Here is a 19,277-nt window from a genome sequence, read left to right on the forward strand (position 1 = left end):
CAACCGGGCGGCCTTCGCGGAGGGCTCGATATGATGAACGCGCGGCGCCCTGCCGCGCGGTCATCACGAGGAGCTTCTTCATGAACTTTCAACAGGCCGTCCAGACCTGCTTTCGCAAGTACGTCGACTTCACGGGGCGCGCCGCGCGGCCCGAGTACTGGTGGTTCTTCCTGGCCTACCTGCTCGCCGGCATCGTGAGCGGCTTCATCCACGAATTCCTCAACTACCTCGTGGTGCTGGCCTTCCTGCTGCCGCTGCTGGCCGCAGGCGCGCGCCGGCTGCATGACGTGGGTCGCAGCGGCTGGTTCCTGCTGCTGGGCCTGATCCCGCTCATCGGCAGCCTCGTGCTGCTGTACTTCATGGTGCAGCCGTCGCAGCCCGAATCGAACGAATACGGACCGCCCGCCGGACCCGCGTTGCCCGCCGCCTTCTGAACGCAAAAAAGCCCCGCGGCTTGCGCTGCGGGGCTTCTGGCTTGAGGCCTGGCGTGTGTGCCGGCCGGCCGGGAATTACATCCCCATGCCGCCCATGCCACCCATGCCGCCCATGTCGGGCATGCCGCCGCCAGCGCCGGCTTCTTCCTTCGGTGCGTCAGCGACCATGGCTTCGGTCGTGAGCAGCAGCGAGGACACCGAAGCGGCGTTCTGCAGTGCGGTGCGGGTCACCTTGGTCGGGTCCAGGATGCCCAGCTCGAGCATGTCGCCGTAGGTGTCGTTGGCGGCGTTGAAGCCGTAGTTGCCCTTGCCGGCCAGCACTGCGTTCACCACCACCGAGGCTTCGCCGCCGGCGTTGTTGACGATCTCGCGCAGCGGCGCTTCGATGGCCTTGAGCACCAGCTTGATGCCGGCTTCCTGGTCGGCGTTGTCGCCCTTGACGTTGTCGCCCACGGCCTGCTTGGCACGCAGCAGAGCCACGCCGCCGCCAGCCACGACGCCTTCTTCCACTGCAGCGCGGGTGGCGTGCAGGGCGTCTTCGACGCGGGCCTTCTTTTCCTTCATTTCGACTTCGGTGGCAGCGCCGACCTTGATCACGGCAACACCGCCGGCCAGCTTGGCCACGCGCTCTTGCAGCTTTTCACGGTCGTAGTCGCTGGTGGCTTCCTCGATCTGCACGCGCACTTGCTTGACGCGGGCTTCGATGTCGCCAGCAGCGCCGGAGCCGTCGATGATGATGGTGTTTTCCTTGCCCACTTCGATGCGCTTGGCCTGGCCGAGGTCGGCCAGCGTCACCTTCTCGAGGGTCAGGCCCACTTCTTCGGCGATGACCTTGCCGCCCGTGAGGATGGCGATGTCTTCGAGCATGGCCTTGCGGCGGTCGCCGAAGCCCGGCGCCTTGACGGCGACGACCTTCAGGATGCCGCGGATCGTGTTCACGACCAGCGTCGCCAGGGCTTCGCCCTCGACTTCTTCGGCAATGATCAGCAGCGGACGGCCGGCCTTGGCGACCTGTTCGAGCGTCGGCAGCAGGTCACGGATGTTGCTGATCTTCTTGTCGAACAGCAGCACGAACGGGTTGTCCAGGATCGCGCTCTGCTTCTCGGGGTTGTTGATGAAGTAGGGCGACAGGTAGCCGCGGTCGAACTGCATGCCTTCGACGACGTCGAGTTCGCTGTCGAGCGACTTGCCGTCTTCGACGGTGATGACGCCTTCCTTGCCGACCTTGTCCATCGCGTCAGCGATGAGCTTGCCGATGGTTTCGTCGCTGTTGGCCGAGATCGAGCCGACTTGCGCGATTTCCTTCGAGGTCGTGGTGGCCTTCGAAGCCTTCTTGAGCTCGGCGACCAGGGCGGTGACCGCCTTGTCGATGCCGCGCTTCAGGTCCATCGGGTTCATGCCGGCGGCGACCAGCTTGAAGCCTTCGCGAACGATGGCCTGGGCCAGCACGGTCGCGGTGGTGGTGCCGTCGCCGGCGTTGTCCGAAGTCTTGGAAGCCACTTCCTTCACGAGCTGGGCGCCCATGTTCTGGAGCTTGTCCTTGAGTTCGATTTCCTTGGCGACCGACACGCCGTCCTTGGTCACGGTGGGAGCGCCGAAGGAGCGCTCGAGCACCACGTTGCGGCCCTTGGGACCGAGGGTGACCTTGACTGCGTTGGCGAGGATGTTGACACCCTCGACCATGCGCGCGCGGGCTTCGCCGCCGAAGACTACGTCTTTTGCTGCCATGTTTATTTACTCCAGAAATTGAATCTAATCGGTTGAGGACAGAGCAATCCGCGCTTCGCGCCGGCTTGGTCTGTCCCGCAAATCACTTGGCTTCGACGACCGCAAACAGGTCGTCTTCCTTCATGACCAGCAGTTCGTCGCCGTCGACCTTGACGGTCTGGCCGCTGTACTTGCCGAACAGGACGCGGTCGCCGACCTTGACGGTCAGTGCGGTCAGTTCGCCCTTGTCGGTGCGCTTGCCCGGGCCCACGGCCAGGACTTCGCCCTGATCGGGCTTTTCTGCGGCTGCGTCGGGAATGACGATGCCGGAGGCGGTCTTGGTTTCGCTGTCAACACGCTTGACGATCACGCGATCGGCCAAAGGACGAAGTTTCATTGCTTGCATCTCCTGATGGGAACTGGGTTTGGGCTGGGCGCCGGCGTGGTGCCGATGCCACATCGTGCTGGAGCGCGTGCTGTTAGCACTCAGCTCCGACGAGTGCTAATGATAAGGGGGTTTTGTGTCATTTCAAGGGCGACGCGGGTTTTTCGCCCCTCGCCGCTACTCGACGCCGAGCAGGTCGTAGATGCGCCGGACGTAGCCGCCGAACTCGGCGTCGGTCTTGATGTGCAGGCGGCGCGGGGCCGGCAGCTCGATCGGAAAGAAGTCCGCCATGCGCGCCGGGCCGGCGCTCAGCACCGCGCAGTGGGTGCCGAGGAAGACGGCCTCCTGGATGCTGTGAGTGACCACCACGAAGGTCTTGCCGGTCTCTTCCCAGATCCGCAGCATCTCGAGGTTCATCTTCTCGCGCGTGAGGGCGTCGAGGGCGCCGAAGGGCTCGTCCATCAGGACCAGCCGGGGATCGTGGACCAGCGCCCTGGCGATCGCGGCGCGCTGCTGCATGCCGCCCGACAGCTCGTAGGGCAGCTTGTCGGCGAAACCGGTGAGCCCGACCATGTCGAGCAGCGCATGGGCGCGCTCGACCGCGGGCTTGCGCGGCAGCCCCAGGATGTCGGCCGGCAGCAGCACGTTGTCGAGGATGGTGCGCCACTTGAGCAGCAGCGGCTGCTGGAACACCATGCCGACGTCGCGGCCCGGGTTGAAGGCCGCGCCGTCCGCGCCGCCGATCTGCAGCACCCCGCCGTCGTGGCCGTGCAGGCCGGCGAGGATCTTCAGCAGGGTCGACTTGCCGCAGCCCGAAGGGCCCACCAGCGACACCATGTCGCCCGCATGGATGTCCATCGAGACGTCGGAGACCGCGAGGAATTCCTCGTTCTTCTTGCGGTAGACCTTGCGCAGCTGGCGCATGCGGATCAGGGGCTCGGTCACCGGGGTGCCTCCGCGCAGCAGCGCTTCGGTCCCTGCCTTCGGGGCGGCCGGGCGGCTCATGCGAGCCACCGCGCCAGGTTGTCGCGCACGAAGGCGTCGTCGCCGAGGTCGCCATGGAGCCGGTAGACGCGGTCGATCTCGGCGCTCTGCCCGCGGCCCAGGCCTTCCTCGGGGTCGAGGCACCAGATGCCCTCGAGCAGACCCTGCCGGCGCAGCACCTCGTGGCAGCCCGCGATGCAGCCGTGGAAATTGTTCGCGACGTCGAAGAAGGCCGCATTGCAGTCGGTCACGCGCGAGTCGAGCGCGAGCAGCGCGGGGCCGAGCGTGCCGCCCTGGGCCGCCAGCTCGGCCTTGATCTGAGCGAGCTGCGCCACCGCGCTCGAGGTCCAGACCGACCAGTGGCCCAGCAGGCCGCCGCGGAAGCGGACGCTGACCGGCGTGCCGTCTCGCATGGCGGTGAAGGGCAGGGCGAGGTCGAGCACGATGTGGTCGTCGTTGCCGGTGTAGAGGAAGACGCGTTCCTCGGCCCGCGCATCGACCAGGCCGCGCACCACGTCGATCGTGCGGTAGCGGTTGAAGGGCGCGACCTTGATCGCCAGCACGTTCGGGATCAGCGCGAAGCGGCGCCAGAAGTCGCTCGACAGCACCGGGCCGCCGACCACGGTCTGAAGGTAGAAGCCGATCAGCGGAATCTCCTGGCTGACCGCCTCGCAGTGGGCGATCAGCGCGTCCTCGGAGGCGCTGGCCACCGCGGCCAGGCTCAGCAAACCTGCGTGGTAGCCCAGGCCGACCGCAGTGCGGGCCTCGGCCAGGGCCTGGGCGGTGTCGCCGCAGAGGCCGGCGATCATCGCCATCGGCCTGTCGGTCCAGGCGCGCTGGTCCTCGATCGCGGCCCGCAGCACCGTCTCGTAGAGGCCGCGTTCGCGGATGGCGAATTGCGTCGTGTGGACGCCGACCGCCAGACCGCCGGCGCCCGCGTCGACGTAGTAGCGGGTCAGTGCGCGTTGCCGGCGGCGATCGAGCTGCCTCTTCGCATCGAGCGCCAGCGGGTGCGCGGGGATCACGGTGCCTTGGGCCAGCAGGTCGAGCACCTGCGCGGGGAGATCGGATCGTTGCAAGGGCATGAAGGCTCCTGAAGAAAAGGTGGGGGATCAGCCGAACTCGGGCCCGGCGATGGCGTGGATGAAGGCGTTCTGTCCGTGCGCGGGAGGCTCGCCCAGCGCCATGCGGCAGAAGCCGCGCTGCAGCGCGAAACCGGCCTCGGCCAGCTGCCGGCGCAGCAGCGGGCGCTCGTCCGGCACGTCGATGAAGATCGGCTCGGGGATGCCGTCGATCAGGTCGTTCAGAAGCACCGCCGCGCTGGCCTCGTCGGTGGCGATCAGCGGGCCGACGTGGCGCGCGATGCGGCCGCTGCGCAGCACGGCGAAGGCCTGTGCATGGCGCAGCACGCGCGATCCGGGCCGCCGCATCAGCTCGGCCAGGACGGCGCCGCGCTCGAGGCCGAGCGCTTCGGCATCGAGCGCGAGCAGTGCGTCGACCTTGGAATGGTCGCCGCTGGCCGCAGCGCTGGCCGGCGCGTCGGCCAGGGCGCCGCGGTGCCAGCGCGACAGGCGCCACAACGGCGAGAAGCCGTACTGCAGATACAGCTGCTCGCCGGCCGGCGTGGCGTCCAGCATGGCGACCCGACCGGCGGCCCGGACCGTTGCCAGGCATCGCTCGAAGACGCTGCGCCCGAGCCCCGCCCCGCGTGCCTGCGGCGCGACCAGGATCATGCTGATCCAGGCGGCAGCCGCGCCCATCGGCAGCACCGCGCCGCTTGCGACGATCGCGCCATCGGCATCGCGCACGACGTGGACGCTGCCGTGCCGCAGGAACACGGCCCAGTCGTCCGCGGTCTGGTTCCAGCCGCTGGCCACCACCAGCGCCTCGAGCATCGAGAGGCTAATAGCGTCCGGCGCGGACAGCGTCTCGACCGCCTCAGTACTTGCCATCGCGCGACTCGAACTTGGTCGGCTTGCCGAAGAGGCGCTGCTCGCGCGCGATCCAGTCGGCAACCCATCCCACCAGCTGCGACAGCGGCACCTTGGGGTAGCCGAACAGCCGCTCGGCCTCGCCGGTGTTCATGAGCCAGGCGGTCGGCGCCTCGCTGCCGGTGATCTGCACGGGCTTGCCGAAGCGGCGGCCGAATTCCTCGGCCAGCCAGCGGATCGAGGTGGTTTCCGGGCCGCTGACGTTGAGCGGCGAGGTCGGCACCGTGGCGGCGGCCAGGCAGCGCAGCGCCTGTGCATTGGCGTCGCCCTGCCAGATCACGTTGACGTGACCCATCGTGACGTCCACCGGTTCGTCGCGCCAGACCTTGATGGCCACGTCGGCCAGCACGCCGTAGCGCAGGTCGATCGCGTAGCTGAGGCGGAACAGCCGGCCCGGCGTGCCGTGCAGCTTCGAGAAGTATTCGAACATGCGCTCGCGGCCGACGCAGGAGTTGGCGTACTCGCCCGGCGGGCTCGGCGGCAGGTCCTCTGCGGCGCCCTGGCCGGTGACGGGCACGAAGGGGTACACGCAGGCGGTCGAGAAGGCGACGATGCGCGACTGGCTGAAGGCCTGCGCCACCAGCGCCGGCACGTGCACGTTCATGGCCCAGGTCAGCGGGTTGTCGGCATCGGCGCCGAACTTGCGGCCGGCCATGAACACCACGTTCGGGCACCTGGGCAGCGCCGCGAGCGCGGCGGCGTCGAGCAGGTCGCAGGCGATGGTCTCGATGCCATGGCCTTCGAGCATCTCGCGCATGCCGGGCTCGCTGAAGCGCGCGACCGCGATCACGCGGCGGTCCGCCGGCAGCGCATTGCGCGCCAGGCGCGCCAGCGTCGGGCCCATCTTGCCGCCGACACCGAGGATCATGAGGTCGCCTTCGAGGCGGGCGAGGTCTTCGACCAGCTCGCGCGAGGGCGTGGCGAGGAACTGGTCGAGCGCCTCCTCGGTCTCGAAGTGCGCGGGGAAGCTGCGCTCGTCGAGCAGTGGGGGGGCGGGAGCGTGGGCGAGGGTGTTCATTGGATTCTTGCGTCCTGGGTGATGAAGTACCGTTCCATCAGCAAGACCAGCAGATAGAGCAGCACGCCGAGGCCGGTGATCAGCAGCACGGCCATGAAAACAGCGGGGGTGTCGAGCGAGGCCTGCACCTGGATCATCAGATAGCCCAGGCCCTTGTCGGAGGCGATGAACTCGCCGACCACGGCGCCCGCGACCGCGAGGATGGTGGCGACCTTCATGCCCGAGAACAGGTAGGGGAGCGATCCCGGCAGCTGGATGTAGCGGAACAGCTGCCAGCGCGAGCCGCGCAGCGCATGCACCAGGTTCAGCAGATCGGGCTCGGTCTCGTTGAGGCCACGGATGGTGGTCAGCAGGATCGGGAAGAAGCACAGGCTGAAGGTGATCAGGATGTTGGGCCCGATGCCGTAGCTGAACCACACGATGATCAGCGGCCCGAGCGCCACCTTCGGGATCATGTTGAGCGTGACCAGGAGCGGAAAGGCCAGCAGCATCAGGCGGCGGCTGGTGATGAACAGCAGCGCGCCGAGGATGCCGAGCACGAGGCCGAGTGCATAGCCGCCGAACACCTCGATCGCGGTGACGCCGGTGTTGCTCAGCCAGTGGTAGTTGGGGTTGGCCAGCGTGGCCAGCACCTGCGAGGGCGCCGGCAGGATGAAGGTCTGGATCTTGAACAGGCGCACCGCCAGTTCCCACAGCGCGATGCACGCCAGGTGGACGCCGATCACCGCGGCCCAGCGCTGCCATGCAGGGTGTTCGGCGGGTGCGGCGGGCTGGCCGCCGGCCGCGGGGACGATTGCCGTCATATCGATTTCTTTCTCACGAGGAGCGGTCGTGAAGAAATGATAGGCCGGCGATCTCCCGTTGTCAACCAACTGGTTGATTAAATGACTTCAGGGGCGCAAGGCGTTCAGCGCGAACTCGATCACGTGGCGGCGGCGCTGCACCAGCGCGCCGCGCGAACCGAGCTGCTTGCCGAAGATGGCCGACAGCGTGTGGTTGTTCGAGAAGAAGAAGTACGAGATCCCGGCGATCGAGATGTAGAGGTTGATGGCGTCGTAGTCGGGCCGGAACACGCCTTGCGCGACGCCGCGCTCGAGCGTCGCCTCGAGCATCTCGATGAAGGGCGAGTGCATCTTCTGCAGCCGCTCCGAGTCGAGGATGTGGCTGCCCTGGTTGCGGTTCTCGTCGGTCAGCAGCGCGATGAACTCGGGGTGTTCCGCGAGGTAGTCGAAGGAGAACGCGATCAGCTGCGTCATGGCCTCGACCGGCTCCAGTTCGCCGAGCGACAGGCGCTGCTCCTTCTCGCGGATCTCGGCATAGACCGATTCGAGCGCCACCAGGTACAGCCCCTGCTTGCTCTCGAAGTAGTGGTAGACGAGCTGCTTGTTGACGCCCGCTGCCCGCGCGATCTCGTCGACCCGGGCGCCCGCGAAGCCGTTGCTCGAGAACTCGCCCACCGCCGCCTCGATCAGCGCGGCGCGCGTGGCGGCGGCATCCCGGCGGGCGACGGCAGGAGGTATGGACGCGGGCGCGGGCGCGGGGGAGGGTGCGGTGCGGGATGTGGAGGCCATGTCGGGATTCTTCGTTCGACCAGGTTGCGTGTCAACCAAACAGTTGGTAATATAAATTCTACGCCTCTACCAACCCATCCATTCTGGAGCGAGCCCCATGCGAATCCGACCGACCGCCGTTCTTTCCGCCCTGGCTGCCGCGCTGCTCGCGACCGTCGGCATGTCCGCCACGACCGCGTTCGCGGCCGAGCCGATGAACCTGATGCTCAACTGGACGCCCACCGCCGACCACGCGCCGATCTACTACGCGAAGGCCAAGGGCTGGTACAACGATGCGGGCATCGACCTCACGATCGAGGCCGGCAAGGGCTCGGCGCTGTCGGCCCAGCGCGTGGGCTCGGGCGGCGCCAACCTCGGCATCGCCGACCTGCCGACCGCGATCCAGGCGGTGGGCAAGGGTGCCGACCTGAAGGCCGTCATGGTGATCTATGCCAACAGTCCGCAGGGCTTCTACTGGCTCAAGTCCTCGGGCATCAACGGCCCGAAGGAATTTGCGGGCCGCAAGATCGGCAACCCGCCCGGCGATGCGGCGCGCCTCATGTGGCCGGCCTTCGCGAAGAAGACCGGCATCGACCCGGCAGGCGTGAGCTTCGTCAACCTGAGTCCGCAGGCCAAGGTCGGCGCGCTCAAGAGCAAGTCGGTCGACATCATCAGCGACTTCTACAACGAGCACGACCTGAAGGTGCGGGAGTTCGGCCCCGACCTCGGCTTCGTGGCCTGGCGCGACATCGGCGTCAACGTCTACGGCAATTCGCTGGTGGTCAACGGCGCCTACCTGGCGGCCAATCCGGAGCGCGTGAAGAACTTCGCCGCGGTCACGCAGCGCGCCTACAGCGCCTGCGTGAAGGACTTCGCTCCGTGCCTCGATGCACTGACCGCCAGCGTCAGCGGCCTCAGCCCCGAGAACCAGCGCGACCAGTGGGGCCGCATCAAGCTGCTGATGCGCGACGACACGACGACCAAGGTCGCGCTGGGCGCATTCGACGGCGCACGCGTCAAGTCGGACTACGAACTGGTGCAGTCGCTGATCGGGCTCGACAAGCCCTTCGACCCCGCGAAGCTCTACACCAACGACTACCTGGACAAGAACATCCGCATGCCTGCCGCCGAATAGGCGAAGAGCGCTTCAGCGCCGCCGCGCACCCGGCTGCAGCAGCGCGGCCAGCCGCGCGATGCCGCCGGTGCCGCTCGCGGCCCGGCCGATGAAGGCGCCGGCGGCCGCGCCGATCAGAGCCTTGCCGATCAGCGAACGGCTGCGTCCCGTGGCCATCATCAGCAGCAGGCCGACGCCGAGCACGATCAGGTGCTCGCCCGGCATGTCGGGCCGGTTGGCATCCGCTTCCTTGACGGACTTGATCAGCGAATCGAGATTCATGAAGCCTCCGCAGTTCAAAACCCGTTCATAACCCGCGCTGCCCGATCGCGGTGTAGGCAACGGCCCGTTCGTGCGCTGGGGCCAAGCTGCCCATGGGCCGCTATGGTGGCGTCGTCAGGGCGCCGGCGAGATCGCCGCGTCGACGATGGTCTGCGCTTCGGCCAGGATGCGCTGCAGGTGCTCGGCGCCCAGGAAGCTCTCGCCGTAGACCTTGTAGATGTTCTCCGTGCCCGAGGGCCTTGCCGCGAACCAGCCGTTGCGCGCCGTCACCTTGATGCCGCCGATCGGCGCGTCGTTGCCGGGTGCGTGGCTCAGCACGCCGTCGATCGGCTCGCCGGCCAGCAGGGTGGCGCGGACCTGGGCCGGCGCCAGCGCGGCGAGCTGCTTCTTCTGCTGCGGGCTGGCGGGTGCGTCGATGCGCGTGGCCACCGGATTGCCGAATTCGTTCGCAAGCTCGGCGTAGAGCGCGCCGGGGTCACGGCCCGTGCGCGCCGTCATCTCGGCCGAGAGCAGGGCGGCCGTGATGCCGTCCTTGTCGGTGGTCCAGGCCGAGCCGTCGCGGCGCAGGAAGGTGGCGCCCGCACTCTCCTCGCCCACGAAACCCAGCGAGGCGTCGAGCAGGCCGTCGGCAAACCACTTGAAGCCGACCGGCACCTCGTGCAGCCGCCGCCCGAGCCGCGCCGCAAGGGCATCGATCAGGCGGGTCGAGACCACGGTCTTGCCCACCGCCGCCTGCGCGCCCCACTGCGGCCGATGGCGGAACAGGTAGTCGATCGCGGCCGACATGTAGTGGTTCGACGGCAGCAGGCCGGCGCTGCGGGTCACGATGCCGTGGCGGTCGTGGTCGGTGTCGCAGGCGAAGCCGACGTCGAAGCGGTCCTTGATGTCGAGCAGGCGCTGCATCGCATAGCCCGAGGACGGGTCCATGCGGATCTGGCCGTCCCAGTCGAGCGTCATGAAGGCGAAGCGCGGGTCGACGGTCTCGCTGACCACGCTGAGGTCGACCCGGTAGCGTTCGGCGATCGCGCCCCAGTAGTGCACCCCTGCGCCGCCGAGCGGGTCGACCCCCATGCGCACGCCCGCCTCGCGGATCAGCGCCATGTCGACCACGTTCTCGAGATCGGCGACATAGGCCGAGAGGAAGTCGTGGCGATGCGTGGTCGATGCGCGCAGCGCCTGCGCATGAGGCATGCGCCGCACGCCCGCGAGACCCTCCGCGATGTAGCGGTTGGCGGCCTCCTGGACCGGCCCCGTCACCTCCTGGCCGGCCGCGCCGCCGTTCGGCGGGTTGTACTTGAAGCCGCCGTCGCGCGGCGGATTGTGCGAGGGCGTGACCACGATGCCGTCGGCCAGGCCGCGTTCTCGGCCGCGGTTGTGGCAGAGGATCGCGTGCGACAGCGCCGGCGTCGGCGTGTATTCGTCGTTCGTCGCGAGCAGGGTCTCGACGCCGTTGGCGGCCAGCACCTCGAGCGCGCTGGCCGCGGCCGGCACCGACAGCGCGTGCGTGTCGATGCCCAGGAACAGCGGGCCGTCGATGCCCTGCGCGCGGCGGTGGTCGCAGATCGCCTGCGTGATCGCCAGCACGTGCCATTCGTTGAAGCTGCGGTCGAAGGCGCAGCCGCGGTGGCCCGAGGTGCCGAAGGCGACGCGCTCGGCCGCCACCGATGCGTCGGGGCGGTCCCGCTCGTAGGCCGCGAGCAGCGCATCGACGTCGATCAGCGTGTCGGCGGGCGCCGGTTGGCCGGCGAGGGGGTGGATGCGTGGTTCCATGGAAGGCTCCTGATGGTTCGGTTTCGGTTCAGGTGGCGCGGCCTGCAGCGGCGCCCTGCAGCAAGGCGGCAGGCAGGTCGATCAGCTCGGCGATGTGTCCGATCGTGATGTCGGCAGCCGGGTGGGCGGCGATCTCGTGCGGATCGAGCGCGTAGTGGCCCTGCCGCGGGAAGACGGTGGTCAGGCGATCGCCCCATTCGGCCTTCATCGCCGACAGGATGCGCAGCTTGTCGTCGACCATCACGTAGTGGCGCGCCGGATGGCGCTTCTGCACGGCCTCGAGCATCAGTTCCTTGTGGATGTAGATCAGCACCCGGCCCTCGACCGCCTGCCAGAGGCCCGAACGCTGGACCTTGCGCGGCTGGAAGACGACGTCGCCGTCGCTCAGGATCACCGGGGTGCCGAGGGTCCGCAGGCGGGCGACGACGTCGAGTGCGCGCTCGTAGAGGCGATCGGCGAAGGGGTAGTCGACCAGGAAGGTCGACATCTGCAGCAGCCTCGGATCGTTCATGTCGTCGCTGAGCTCGCGCAGCCGGTAGCGCTGCAGCGCGCCGAGGTAGTCGGTGTAGCCGAGCTCGGCGCGCAGCGCCTCGAAGCACTCCCAGTAGCGGTCGGCCTTGGTGCTGCCGAAGTTGTCGACCAGGTGCCGGCGCAGGTCGTCGACCACGCCGTCGTTGTCGAGCAGCGTGTTGTCCACGTCGAGCAGAAAGACGGTGTCCTCCATCAGAGACTCCTAGAGCAGGTCGCTTGGAACGAACCACGAGAACAGCATCAGCTTGAGCTGCACCAGCGCGTTGGCATCGGGCTCGGCGTCGTGCACCACGGCGTCGCCGTCGGTGCTGACCCATTGGACCTGGTCGGTGCCGGGCTTCAGCTGCAGGGCATACGCGCTTTCGACATTGTCGACCTGGTAGGCGTCGAGCAGCCGGTGCGCGAGTTCGTAGCTCTGCAGGCGCACGCCGAGCTCGGTGTTGATGTGGGCCGAGCGCGGATCGAAGTTGAGCGAGCCGACCAGCGCCCATTCGCGATCGATCAGTGCCATCTTGGCGTGCAGGCGGCCGCGTGACTGCCGGAACACCTTGCGCAGGTTCAGGCTGCGCTTGATCTGCTCCGAACTGACCTCGTACAGCCGCACGCCGAGTTTCAGCATCTCGACGCGGTAGCGGTTGAAGTTGATGTTGACCAGCGGTTCGTCGGTGTCGGCCAGCGAGTTGGTCGCCACGCTGATGGCGACGTCGCGCGCACGCAGCTTTGCGATGCGGTCCATGCCGTCCTCGCCGGGGAGGAAGTAGGGCGTGACGATGTCGACGCTGGAGCGGGCCGACTCCAGCTGCACGCCCATGCGTTCGGCGACGGTCGGCGGTCGGTGCGCGCGGGCCGCGTCGTCGTCTTCGGAGCGCATCGCCTTGGTGGGCGAATCGGCGACCGCGTTGGCGCGCACCGGGATCAGCTCGAGCCGGCCCTGGGCGATCGCGGTGCCGAGCGGCGGATCGCCGAACATGTCGGCTTCCGGCGGCGCGGCGGGCGCAGGCGCCAGGCTCGGCGAGGTCAGCGCGTCGAAGCGCGCGCGCAGCGCCGCCGCGGGCTCGGACGGCGGCACGATCGCCTGCAGCGGGTAGACCACCTCGCTGTTCCAGTAGTTGTCGAAGATGGTCTCGAGCTCGGTCACCACCGGGCCGGTCAGCAGCACGTCGAGGTCGATGAAGTTGGCGCCCTCGCTGCGCAGGAAATACTCGTCCGCGAGGTTGCGTCCGCCCACGATCGCAAAGGCGCCGTCGGCCACCATGAGCTTGTTGTGCATCCGATGGTTGAGCCGCCGGAAGTCGGTCGCGAAACTCATCCAGCGGGTGGCCGGGTGGTCGCGGCCCGAGACGAAGGGGTTGAACAGCCGGACCTCGACGTTCGGATGCGCGCTCAGCCCGAGCAGCACCGGATCGAGCCGGGCGGTATAGAAGTCGTCCAGCAGCAGGCGCACCCGGACGCCGCGCGCGGCGGCGTCGCGCAGTTCGCGCAGGATCAGCATGCCGGTCTTGTCGTTGCCGAGCAGGTAGTACTGGAGGTCGAGCGAGACGCGCGCGCGGCGGATCAGCGCCAGCCGGGCATCGAGCGCGAAGGCGGCCTGCGCCAGCACGCGAGCGCCCGAGCGGTTGTCGTCTTGGCGGGCCTCGAAGTCGGCGGCCAGCCGGCCCAGCTCGGTCGCCGACGATGCCGGGATCGCCGAGACGTAGGGTGTCGACGTCAGGGTCGGCAGTCCCGCGCAGGCCGACAGCAGGCAGGCGAAGGCAAGGACCAGGCAACGGAAAGGCATGCGCGACGGTACCGCAGTCGGCGGGGTGCCGCTGCTGCAGCCGCGGCTGCGAATAGAATGCGAATGATTGTCAACGGCAACAGCCGCACTTCTCCCGCCGGGGCCCTGCGGCCGTCCGGCATCCTTCTTCCGACTCGATGAACAGCCGACAAATCAAGGTCTGGGCCTGGATCCACAAGTGGACCAGCCTGGTCAGCACCGTCTTCATGCTGCTGCTGTGCCTGACAGGCCTGCCGCTGATCTTCCATCACGAGATCGGCCACCTGCTCGGCACCGAGATCGAGGCGCCCAAGATGCCCGCCGACACGCCGCGCGCCAGCCTCGACAAGGTCATCGCCTCGGCCAGCGCGCTCTATCCGGACCGCATCGTGCAGTTCGTGTCGACCGACCCGGACGACGACGCGATGTGGTTCGTCACGCTCACGCCCACGCCCGAGCCCACCGACGACTTCAAGTCGATCGCGGTCGATGCCCGCACCGCCAAGGTCGTGGGCCAGCCGCCGACCGACGAAGGCTTCATGTACGTGATGTTCAAGCTGCACGTCGACCTGTTCGCGGGCCTGCCGGGCAAGCTGTTCCTGGGCTTCATGGGCCTCTTGCTGCTGATCGCGATCGTCTCGGGCGTGGTGCTCTACGCGCCCTTCATGCGCAAGCTCGAGTTCGGCACCGTGCGGCGCGAGCGCCGGCCACGCGTCAAGTGGCTCGACCTGCACAACCTGCTGGGCATCGTGACCCTGGTCTGGGCCTTCACGGTCGGCGCCACCGGCATGATCAACACCTGGGCCGACCTGATCATCAAGTACTGGCAGTACGACCAGCTCAGCGTGCTGCTCAAGCCCTACCAGGGGCAGCCCACGGTTCCGGTGGCCGAGCGCGCGCCGGTGCAGAAGGCGCTCGACGTCGCGCTGGCGAGCGCGCCCGGCAACAAGGTGTCCTTCATCGCGTTCCCGGGCACTTCGTTCTCGAGCCCGCACCACCACACGGTGTTCCTGCGCGGCAACGAGCCCTTCACCTCTCGCCTGCTGCAGCCCGTGCTGGTCGATGCCCAGACCAGCGAGATCACCGCGAGCCCGCGCCTGCCCTGGTATTTGACCGGGCTGCTGGTCTCGCAGCCGCTGCATTTCGGCGACTACGGCGGCATGCCGATGCAGATCCTCTGGGCCCTGCTGGACATCGCGACCATCATCGTGCTGGGCAGCGGGCTCTATCTCTGGCTCAAGCGCGGCAAGGCGGTCGCGGCGGCGCCCGCGCCTTCCGCACCGGCACATCAGCCGCCGTCCGGCGCCGTCGGCGTGCCGTCGCTGGCGCAACCCGTCACCACCACCAAGGTCAGCTCATGAGCGGTCATCACGCAAGGCACGACAACCATTTCTGGCGACTCTGGGGCTGGCCGATCGTCCTAGGCGTTCTGACCACGATCGGCCTGGTCTCGGCGCTGTTCAGCGACGGCGGATTCGGCGATGCCCTGGCCTGGGTGGCGCTCGGCATTCCGGTGGCGGTCGGCGCCTGGTACGGCTGGCGCCGGCAACCGTCATCCTCGTAGCGCGCGCGGCGCCCTGCGCGCCATAGGGTCTTGCCCACCCGGCGCTCCCCGCGCGGCCGACGCAGAATCGCCGCAATGCATTCATCGCCTGTCGTCGTCGCTGCGGTTGCCGCCTGCCTGCTGATCACCGCGCCGCGCTTCGCCGGCGCCCAGGACCAGTCGCCCCCCGCGCCGAACGAGGTCAACCTCGGCGAGGTCACGGTGACCACCCCGCGCGGTCCCGAGCCCTTGTTCGAACTCGCGGGCTCGGTCGACCGGATCGAAGGCTCCGACATGCGCAACGCCCGCCTGCAGGCGCAGTTGTCCGAAAGCCTGGGCCCGGTGCCGGGACTGCAGATCCAGAACCGCCAGAACCTCGCGCAGGACCTGCAGCTGTCGATCCGCGGCTTCGGCGCGCGCTCCACCTTCGGCGTGCGCGGCGTGCGCATCTACGTCGACAACATTCCGGCCACGCTGCCCGACGGCCAGGGCCAGACTTCCAACGTCGACATCAATTCGGCCGACCGCGTCGAGGTGCTGCGCGGACCTTTCTCGGCGCTCTACGGCAATTCGTCGGGCGGGGTGGTGCAGGTCTTCACCGAGGACGGGGAGGGCGCGCCCAGGCTCGGCTTCTCGATGGCCAGCGCGAGCTTCGGCACCACGCGCATCAGCTCGAAGATCGGCGGCTCGTCCGGCGCGGTCGACTACCTGCTGAGCGGCAGCCACTTCGAGACCGACGGCTACCGGGACCACAGCGAGGCCAGGCGCGACATCGGCAACGCCAAGCTCGGCATCACGCTCGACGACGGCAGCCGGCTCACGCTGGTGGCCAACAGCGTGAAGCTGTCGGCGCAGGACCCGCTCGGCCTCACGGCGGACCAGTACCGGCTGAACCCGCGCAGCGCCGCGGTCGCGACCCTGTACGACACCCGCAAGACGGTCGACCAGACGCAGGCCGGCCTGCTCTACGAGCGCCGTGTCGATGCCGACAACACGCTGCGCCTGATGACCTACCTGGGCCAGCGCAAGACCACGCAGTTCCAGGCCATCCCGCCTGCGGCGCAGCAGAGCCCGCAGAGTGCCGGGGGCGTGATCGACCTGGCGCGCGACTACGGCGGCGTCGACCTGCGTTGGATCTCGCAGATGCAGCTGGCGGGCCGGCCCTTCGAGCTGGTGGCAGGCCTCGCCTACGACAACCTGCGCGAGCACCGCTCGGGCTACGAGAACTACCTCGGCCCCGCGTCCAACCCGGTGCTCGGCGTGCAGGGGCGGCTGCGCCGCAACGAGCTCAACACGGTCTACAACCTCGACCCCTACCTGCAGGGCACCTGGCGGCTGGCCGACCAGTGGACACTGGAGGCCGGCATCCGCCGCAGCAGCGTGGACTTCGATTCGCAGGACCGCTACATCGTGGGCGCCAACCGCGACGACAGCGGCAGCGTGCGCCATGCCGAGACCCTGCCCGTGGCCTCGCTGCGCTACCAGGCCACACCCGACCTGGCGCTCTATGTATCGGCCGCGCGTGGCTTCGAGACGCCCACCCTCAACGAACTCTCCTACCGGCCCGATGGCGTGGCCGGACTCAACTTCGCGCTGCAGCCGGCCGTCAACGACAACGTCGAGATCGGTGCCAAGGCGCGGGTCGCGGGCGGCTTCCTGACCGCCGCGCTGTTCGAGATCCGCACGCGCGACGAGATCGTGACCGCCACCAACATCGGCGGCCGTGCCACTTTCCAGAACGCCGGCAAGACCCGGCGCGAGGGCTTCGAGCTCGGCTGGCAGCACGAGACCGCCAGCCACTGGCGCACGCAGCTGGCCTATACCTGGCTCGATGCGCGCTTCAGCGATGCCTTCTGCGCCGGCGTGCCCTGCACCGCGGCCAGCGTGGTGGCGGCCGACAACCGCATCCCCGGCATCGCGCCGCAGTCGCTGTTCGCCTCCTACGGCTGGGTGCCGCCGCAGGGCTGGCGTGCCGGTGCCGAATTCCGCGCGCTGGCGGGCATCGAGGCCAACGACCGCAACACGGTCAGCGTGCCGGGCTACGGCGTGCTGGCGCTCTATGCGGGCTACGTGCTGACCTGGCAGCGCTGGGACTTCAATGCCTTCGCGCGGGTCGACAACGTCTTCGACCGCCGCTACGTGGGCTCGGTGATCGTCAACGAGGGCAACGCCCGCTACTTCGAACCGGCGCCCGGCCGCAACTGGACGGTGGGCATGGGCGCGGCGTATCGTTTCTGAGTTCTTTTCCTGCGGGGGAAGCGCGACATGGAATTCGACGATCGACGCGATGCGGGCCGGCGCCTTGTTGCGGCGCTCCATGGCTGGCGCGGCCGTCCGGGGCTGCTGGTGCTGGGCCTGCCGCGCGGTGGCGTTCCGGTGGCGCGCGTCGTGGCCGATGCGCTCGGCGCACCGCTCGACGTGCTCGTGGTGCGCAAGCTCGGCCTGCCGGGCCACGAGGAGTTCGCGATGGGCGCCATCGGCCCCGGCGGCATCTGCGTGCGGAGCGAGGCCTGCGCCCGATGGCCGGTGTCGCAAGCGGTGCTCGACCGCGTGATAGCCCGCGAGCGCGCGGAGCTGGACCGGCGCGAGCGGCGCTACCGGGGCGAGCGTGCGCCGCTGGTGCTGGCCGGCCGCGAGCTGCTGCTGGTCGACGACGGGCTGGCCACCGGTGCCACCATGAAGGCGGCGGTGATGGCTGCGCGGGCCGCCGGTCCGCAGCGCATCGGCGTCGCGGTGCCGGTGGCTTCGCGCGAGGCCGTGCAGTCGCTCGAGGCCTTGGCCGACGAAGTGCTGAGCGTCTTCACGCCCGAGCACTTTCTTGCGGTCGGGGCCTGGTACCGCGATTTCGCGCAGACCTCGGACGACGAGGTCTGCGCCCTGCTGAAGGACTGAGCCCTACAGCCCGGCCGCAGCGCGCAGCGCGGCCGCATTGGCCGTGCTTTCCCAGGTGAACTCGGGCTCTTCGCGGCCGAAGTGGCCATAGGCCGCCGTCTTGCCGTAGATGGGGCGCAGCAGGTCGAGCATCTGGATGATGCCCTTGGGACGCAGGTCGAAGTGCTCCTGGATCAGCGCGGCGATCTTCTCGTCGGGAATCACGCCCGTGCCTTCGGTGTAGACCGTCACGTTCATGGGCTTGGCGACGCCGATCGCGTAGGCGACCTGGATCTGGCACTGGCGCGCGAGGCCAGCGGCGACGATGTTCTTGGCCACGTAGCGCGCGGCATAGGCGGCCGAGCGGTCAACCTTGCTCGGGTCCTTGCCCGAGAAGGCGCCGCCGCCGTGCGGGCAGGCGCCGCCGTAGGTGTCGACGATGATCTTGCGGCCCGTGAGGCCGCAGTCGCCCTGCGGGCCGCCGATGACGAAGCGGCCGGTCGGGTTGATCAGATAGCGCGTGTCCTTCAGCCATTCCTTGGGCAGCACGGGCTTGATGATCTCCTCGATCACCGCCTCGACGAACGAGGCCTTCATCTTGGTCGGCGATTCGCTCTGGTCGGGGTGGTGCTGGGTCGACAGCACGACGGTGTCGATGCTGTGCGGCTTGCCGTCGACGTAGCGCATCGTCACCTGGCTCTTGGCGTCGGGACGCAGGAAGGGCAGGCGGCCGTCCTTGCGCAACTGGGCCTGGCGCTCGACCAGGCGGTGCGCATAGTAGATCGGTGCCGGCATCAGCTCGGGCGTCTCGTCGCAGGCGTAGCCGAACATCAGGCCCTGATCGCCAGCGCCGGTGTTGAGGTGGTCGTCGCTCGCGTGGTCCACGCCCTGGGCGATGTCGTTGGACTGCTTGTCGTAGCAGACCATCACGGCGCAGCCCTTGTAGTCGATGCCGTAGTCGGTGTTGTCGTAGCCGATGCGCTTGATGGTGTCGCGCGCGACCTGGATGTAGTCGACGTGCGCGTTGGTCGTGATCTCGCCCGCGAGCACCACGAGGCCGGTGTTGGTCAGCGTCTCGGCGGCGACGCGCGAGCGCGGGTCCTGCTCGAAGATCGCGTCGAGGATCGCGTCGGAGATCTGGTCGGCGACCTTGTCGGGGTGGCCTTCGGAGACGGATTCGGAAGTGAAGAGAAAGTCGTTCGCCATGTGAATGAAGCTCCTGGTCGGTCGGTTGGCGCGTTGCCGACTGCGGTGAGCCCTGGCGAACGCTTTAGCAGTGATGTTTAAAGTCGCCCTGCAAGTAGTTCCATAACTCAGCGACAATTTGGATTCTATTCGAGC

The 19,277-nt window shown here is 68.4% G+C and carries 19 protein-coding genes; 6 read left to right on the forward strand and 13 right to left on the reverse strand.

The genetic code is table 11. The features are described from left to right. Nucleotides 1-80 precede the first annotated feature (80 nt). Nucleotides 81-434, forward strand: coding sequence for a DUF805 domain-containing protein (locus QTH87_RS02800; RefSeq protein ID WP_286606679.1), 354 nt, complete (start codon nt 81-83; stop codon nt 432-434). A gap of 75 nt (nt 435-509) precedes the next feature. Here the strand turns inward: QTH87_RS02800 and groL are convergent, their stop codons facing one another. The 8 genes from groL to QTH87_RS02840 form a co-directional block, all read right to left on the reverse strand. After that, nucleotides 510-2,162 (reverse strand): chaperonin GroEL, encoded by a 1,653-nt coding sequence (groL, locus tag QTH87_RS02805; protein ID WP_286606680.1) that lies wholly within the window; start codon nt 2,160-2,162, stop codon nt 510-512. 82 nt (nt 2,163-2,244) lie between these two features. Next, complete coding sequence (gene groES, locus QTH87_RS02810) at nt 2,245-2,538, reverse strand: co-chaperone GroES (protein ID WP_286606682.1); 294 nt, start codon at nt 2,536-2,538, stop codon at nt 2,245-2,247. Between the two features lie 165 nt (nt 2,539-2,703). Continuing rightward, nucleotides 2,704-3,531, reverse strand: a complete 828-nt coding sequence (locus tag QTH87_RS02815) for an ABC transporter ATP-binding protein (protein WP_286606684.1) — start codon at nt 3,529-3,531, stop codon at nt 2,704-2,706. Then, nucleotides 3,528-4,595: a dihydrodipicolinate synthase family protein gene (locus tag QTH87_RS02820; protein ID WP_286606685.1), complete on the reverse strand. Its 1,068-nt coding sequence runs from the start codon at nt 4,593-4,595 to the stop codon at nt 3,528-3,530. The genes QTH87_RS02815 and QTH87_RS02820 overlap by 4 nt, the downstream gene beginning before the upstream one ends. A gap of 27 nt (nt 4,596-4,622) precedes the next feature. Continuing rightward, nucleotides 4,623-5,462, reverse strand: coding sequence for a GNAT family N-acetyltransferase (locus QTH87_RS02825; RefSeq protein ID WP_286606687.1), 840 nt, complete (start codon nt 5,460-5,462; stop codon nt 4,623-4,625). Then, on the reverse strand, nt 5,449-6,519 hold the full coding sequence (locus tag QTH87_RS02830; RefSeq protein ID WP_286606689.1) for an NAD-dependent epimerase/dehydratase family protein: 1,071 nt from the start codon (nt 6,517-6,519) through the stop codon (nt 5,449-5,451). The genes QTH87_RS02825 and QTH87_RS02830 overlap by 14 nt, the downstream gene beginning before the upstream one ends. Further along, nucleotides 6,516-7,322 carry an ABC transporter permease gene (locus QTH87_RS02835; protein WP_286606691.1) on the reverse strand — a complete coding sequence of 269 codons (807 nt, stop codon included), beginning with the start codon at nt 7,320-7,322 and terminating at the stop codon, nt 6,516-6,518. Before QTH87_RS02835 ends, QTH87_RS02830 begins: the two co-directional genes overlap by 4 nt. Before the next feature lie 87 nt (nt 7,323-7,409). Next, entirely contained in the window at nt 7,410-8,090 is a 681-nt protein-coding gene (locus QTH87_RS02840) for a TetR/AcrR family transcriptional regulator (RefSeq protein WP_286606693.1), read from the reverse strand. Between the two features lie 97 nt (nt 8,091-8,187). Here QTH87_RS02840 and QTH87_RS02845 point away from each other — a divergent pair, with 97 nt between their 5' ends. Next, nucleotides 8,188-9,204: an ABC transporter substrate-binding protein gene (locus QTH87_RS02845; RefSeq protein ID WP_286606695.1), complete on the forward strand. Its 1,017-nt coding sequence runs from the start codon at nt 8,188-8,190 to the stop codon at nt 9,202-9,204. A 12-nt stretch (nt 9,205-9,216) separates the two neighbouring features. On the opposite strand, the gene QTH87_RS02850 is transcribed toward QTH87_RS02845, so the two are convergent. The 4 genes from QTH87_RS02850 to QTH87_RS02865 form a co-directional block, all read right to left on the reverse strand. After that, nucleotides 9,217-9,465 (reverse strand): hypothetical protein, encoded by a 249-nt coding sequence (locus tag QTH87_RS02850; protein WP_286606697.1) that lies wholly within the window; start codon nt 9,463-9,465, stop codon nt 9,217-9,219. Nucleotides 9,466-9,579: 114 nt separating this feature from the next. Beyond that, nucleotides 9,580-11,235: a phosphoglucomutase (alpha-D-glucose-1,6-bisphosphate-dependent) gene (gene pgm, locus QTH87_RS02855; protein ID WP_286606699.1), complete on the reverse strand. Its 1,656-nt coding sequence runs from the start codon at nt 11,233-11,235 to the stop codon at nt 9,580-9,582. Between the two features lie 28 nt (nt 11,236-11,263). Further along, a complete protein-coding gene (locus tag QTH87_RS02860; protein ID WP_286606700.1) occupies nt 11,264-11,959 on the reverse strand; it encodes an HAD family hydrolase in 696 nt (231 codons plus the stop codon). A gap of 9 nt (nt 11,960-11,968) precedes the next feature. After that, nucleotides 11,969-13,543 carry a phospholipase D family protein gene (locus tag QTH87_RS02865; protein WP_286606701.1) on the reverse strand — a complete coding sequence of 525 codons (1,575 nt, stop codon included), beginning with the start codon at nt 13,541-13,543 and terminating at the stop codon, nt 11,969-11,971. A gap of 137 nt (nt 13,544-13,680) precedes the next feature. On the opposite strand from QTH87_RS02865, the gene QTH87_RS02870 reads away from it, so the two are divergent. From QTH87_RS02870 to QTH87_RS02885, 4 genes are all read left to right on the forward strand, one after another. Continuing rightward, nucleotides 13,681-14,883 (forward strand): PepSY-associated TM helix domain-containing protein, encoded by a 1,203-nt coding sequence (locus QTH87_RS02870; protein WP_286606703.1) that lies wholly within the window; start codon nt 13,681-13,683, stop codon nt 14,881-14,883. Then, nucleotides 14,880-15,086 carry a hypothetical protein gene (locus QTH87_RS02875; RefSeq protein ID WP_286606705.1) on the forward strand — a complete coding sequence of 69 codons (207 nt, stop codon included), beginning with the start codon at nt 14,880-14,882 and terminating at the stop codon, nt 15,084-15,086. Before QTH87_RS02870 ends, QTH87_RS02875 begins: the two co-directional genes overlap by 4 nt. A 75-nt stretch (nt 15,087-15,161) precedes the next feature. Continuing rightward, entirely contained in the window at nt 15,162-17,303 is a 2,142-nt protein-coding gene (locus tag QTH87_RS02880) for a TonB-dependent receptor family protein (protein WP_286606706.1), read from the forward strand. A gap of 27 nt (nt 17,304-17,330) precedes the next feature. Then, a complete protein-coding gene (locus QTH87_RS02885; protein ID WP_286606708.1) occupies nt 17,331-17,957 on the forward strand; it encodes a phosphoribosyltransferase in 627 nt (208 codons plus the stop codon). A gap of 3 nt (nt 17,958-17,960) precedes the next feature. On the opposite strand, the gene metK is transcribed toward QTH87_RS02885, so the two are convergent. Continuing rightward, nucleotides 17,961-19,142, reverse strand: a complete 1,182-nt coding sequence (gene metK, locus QTH87_RS02890; RefSeq protein ID WP_286606710.1) for a methionine adenosyltransferase — start codon at nt 19,140-19,142, stop codon at nt 17,961-17,963. Between the last annotated feature and the right edge of the window lie 135 nt (nt 19,143-19,277).

It is taken from the genome of Variovorax jilinensis (genome assembly GCF_030316885.1).
Lineage (GTDB): Bacteria > Pseudomonadota > Gammaproteobacteria > Burkholderiales > Burkholderiaceae_C > Variovorax > Variovorax jilinensis.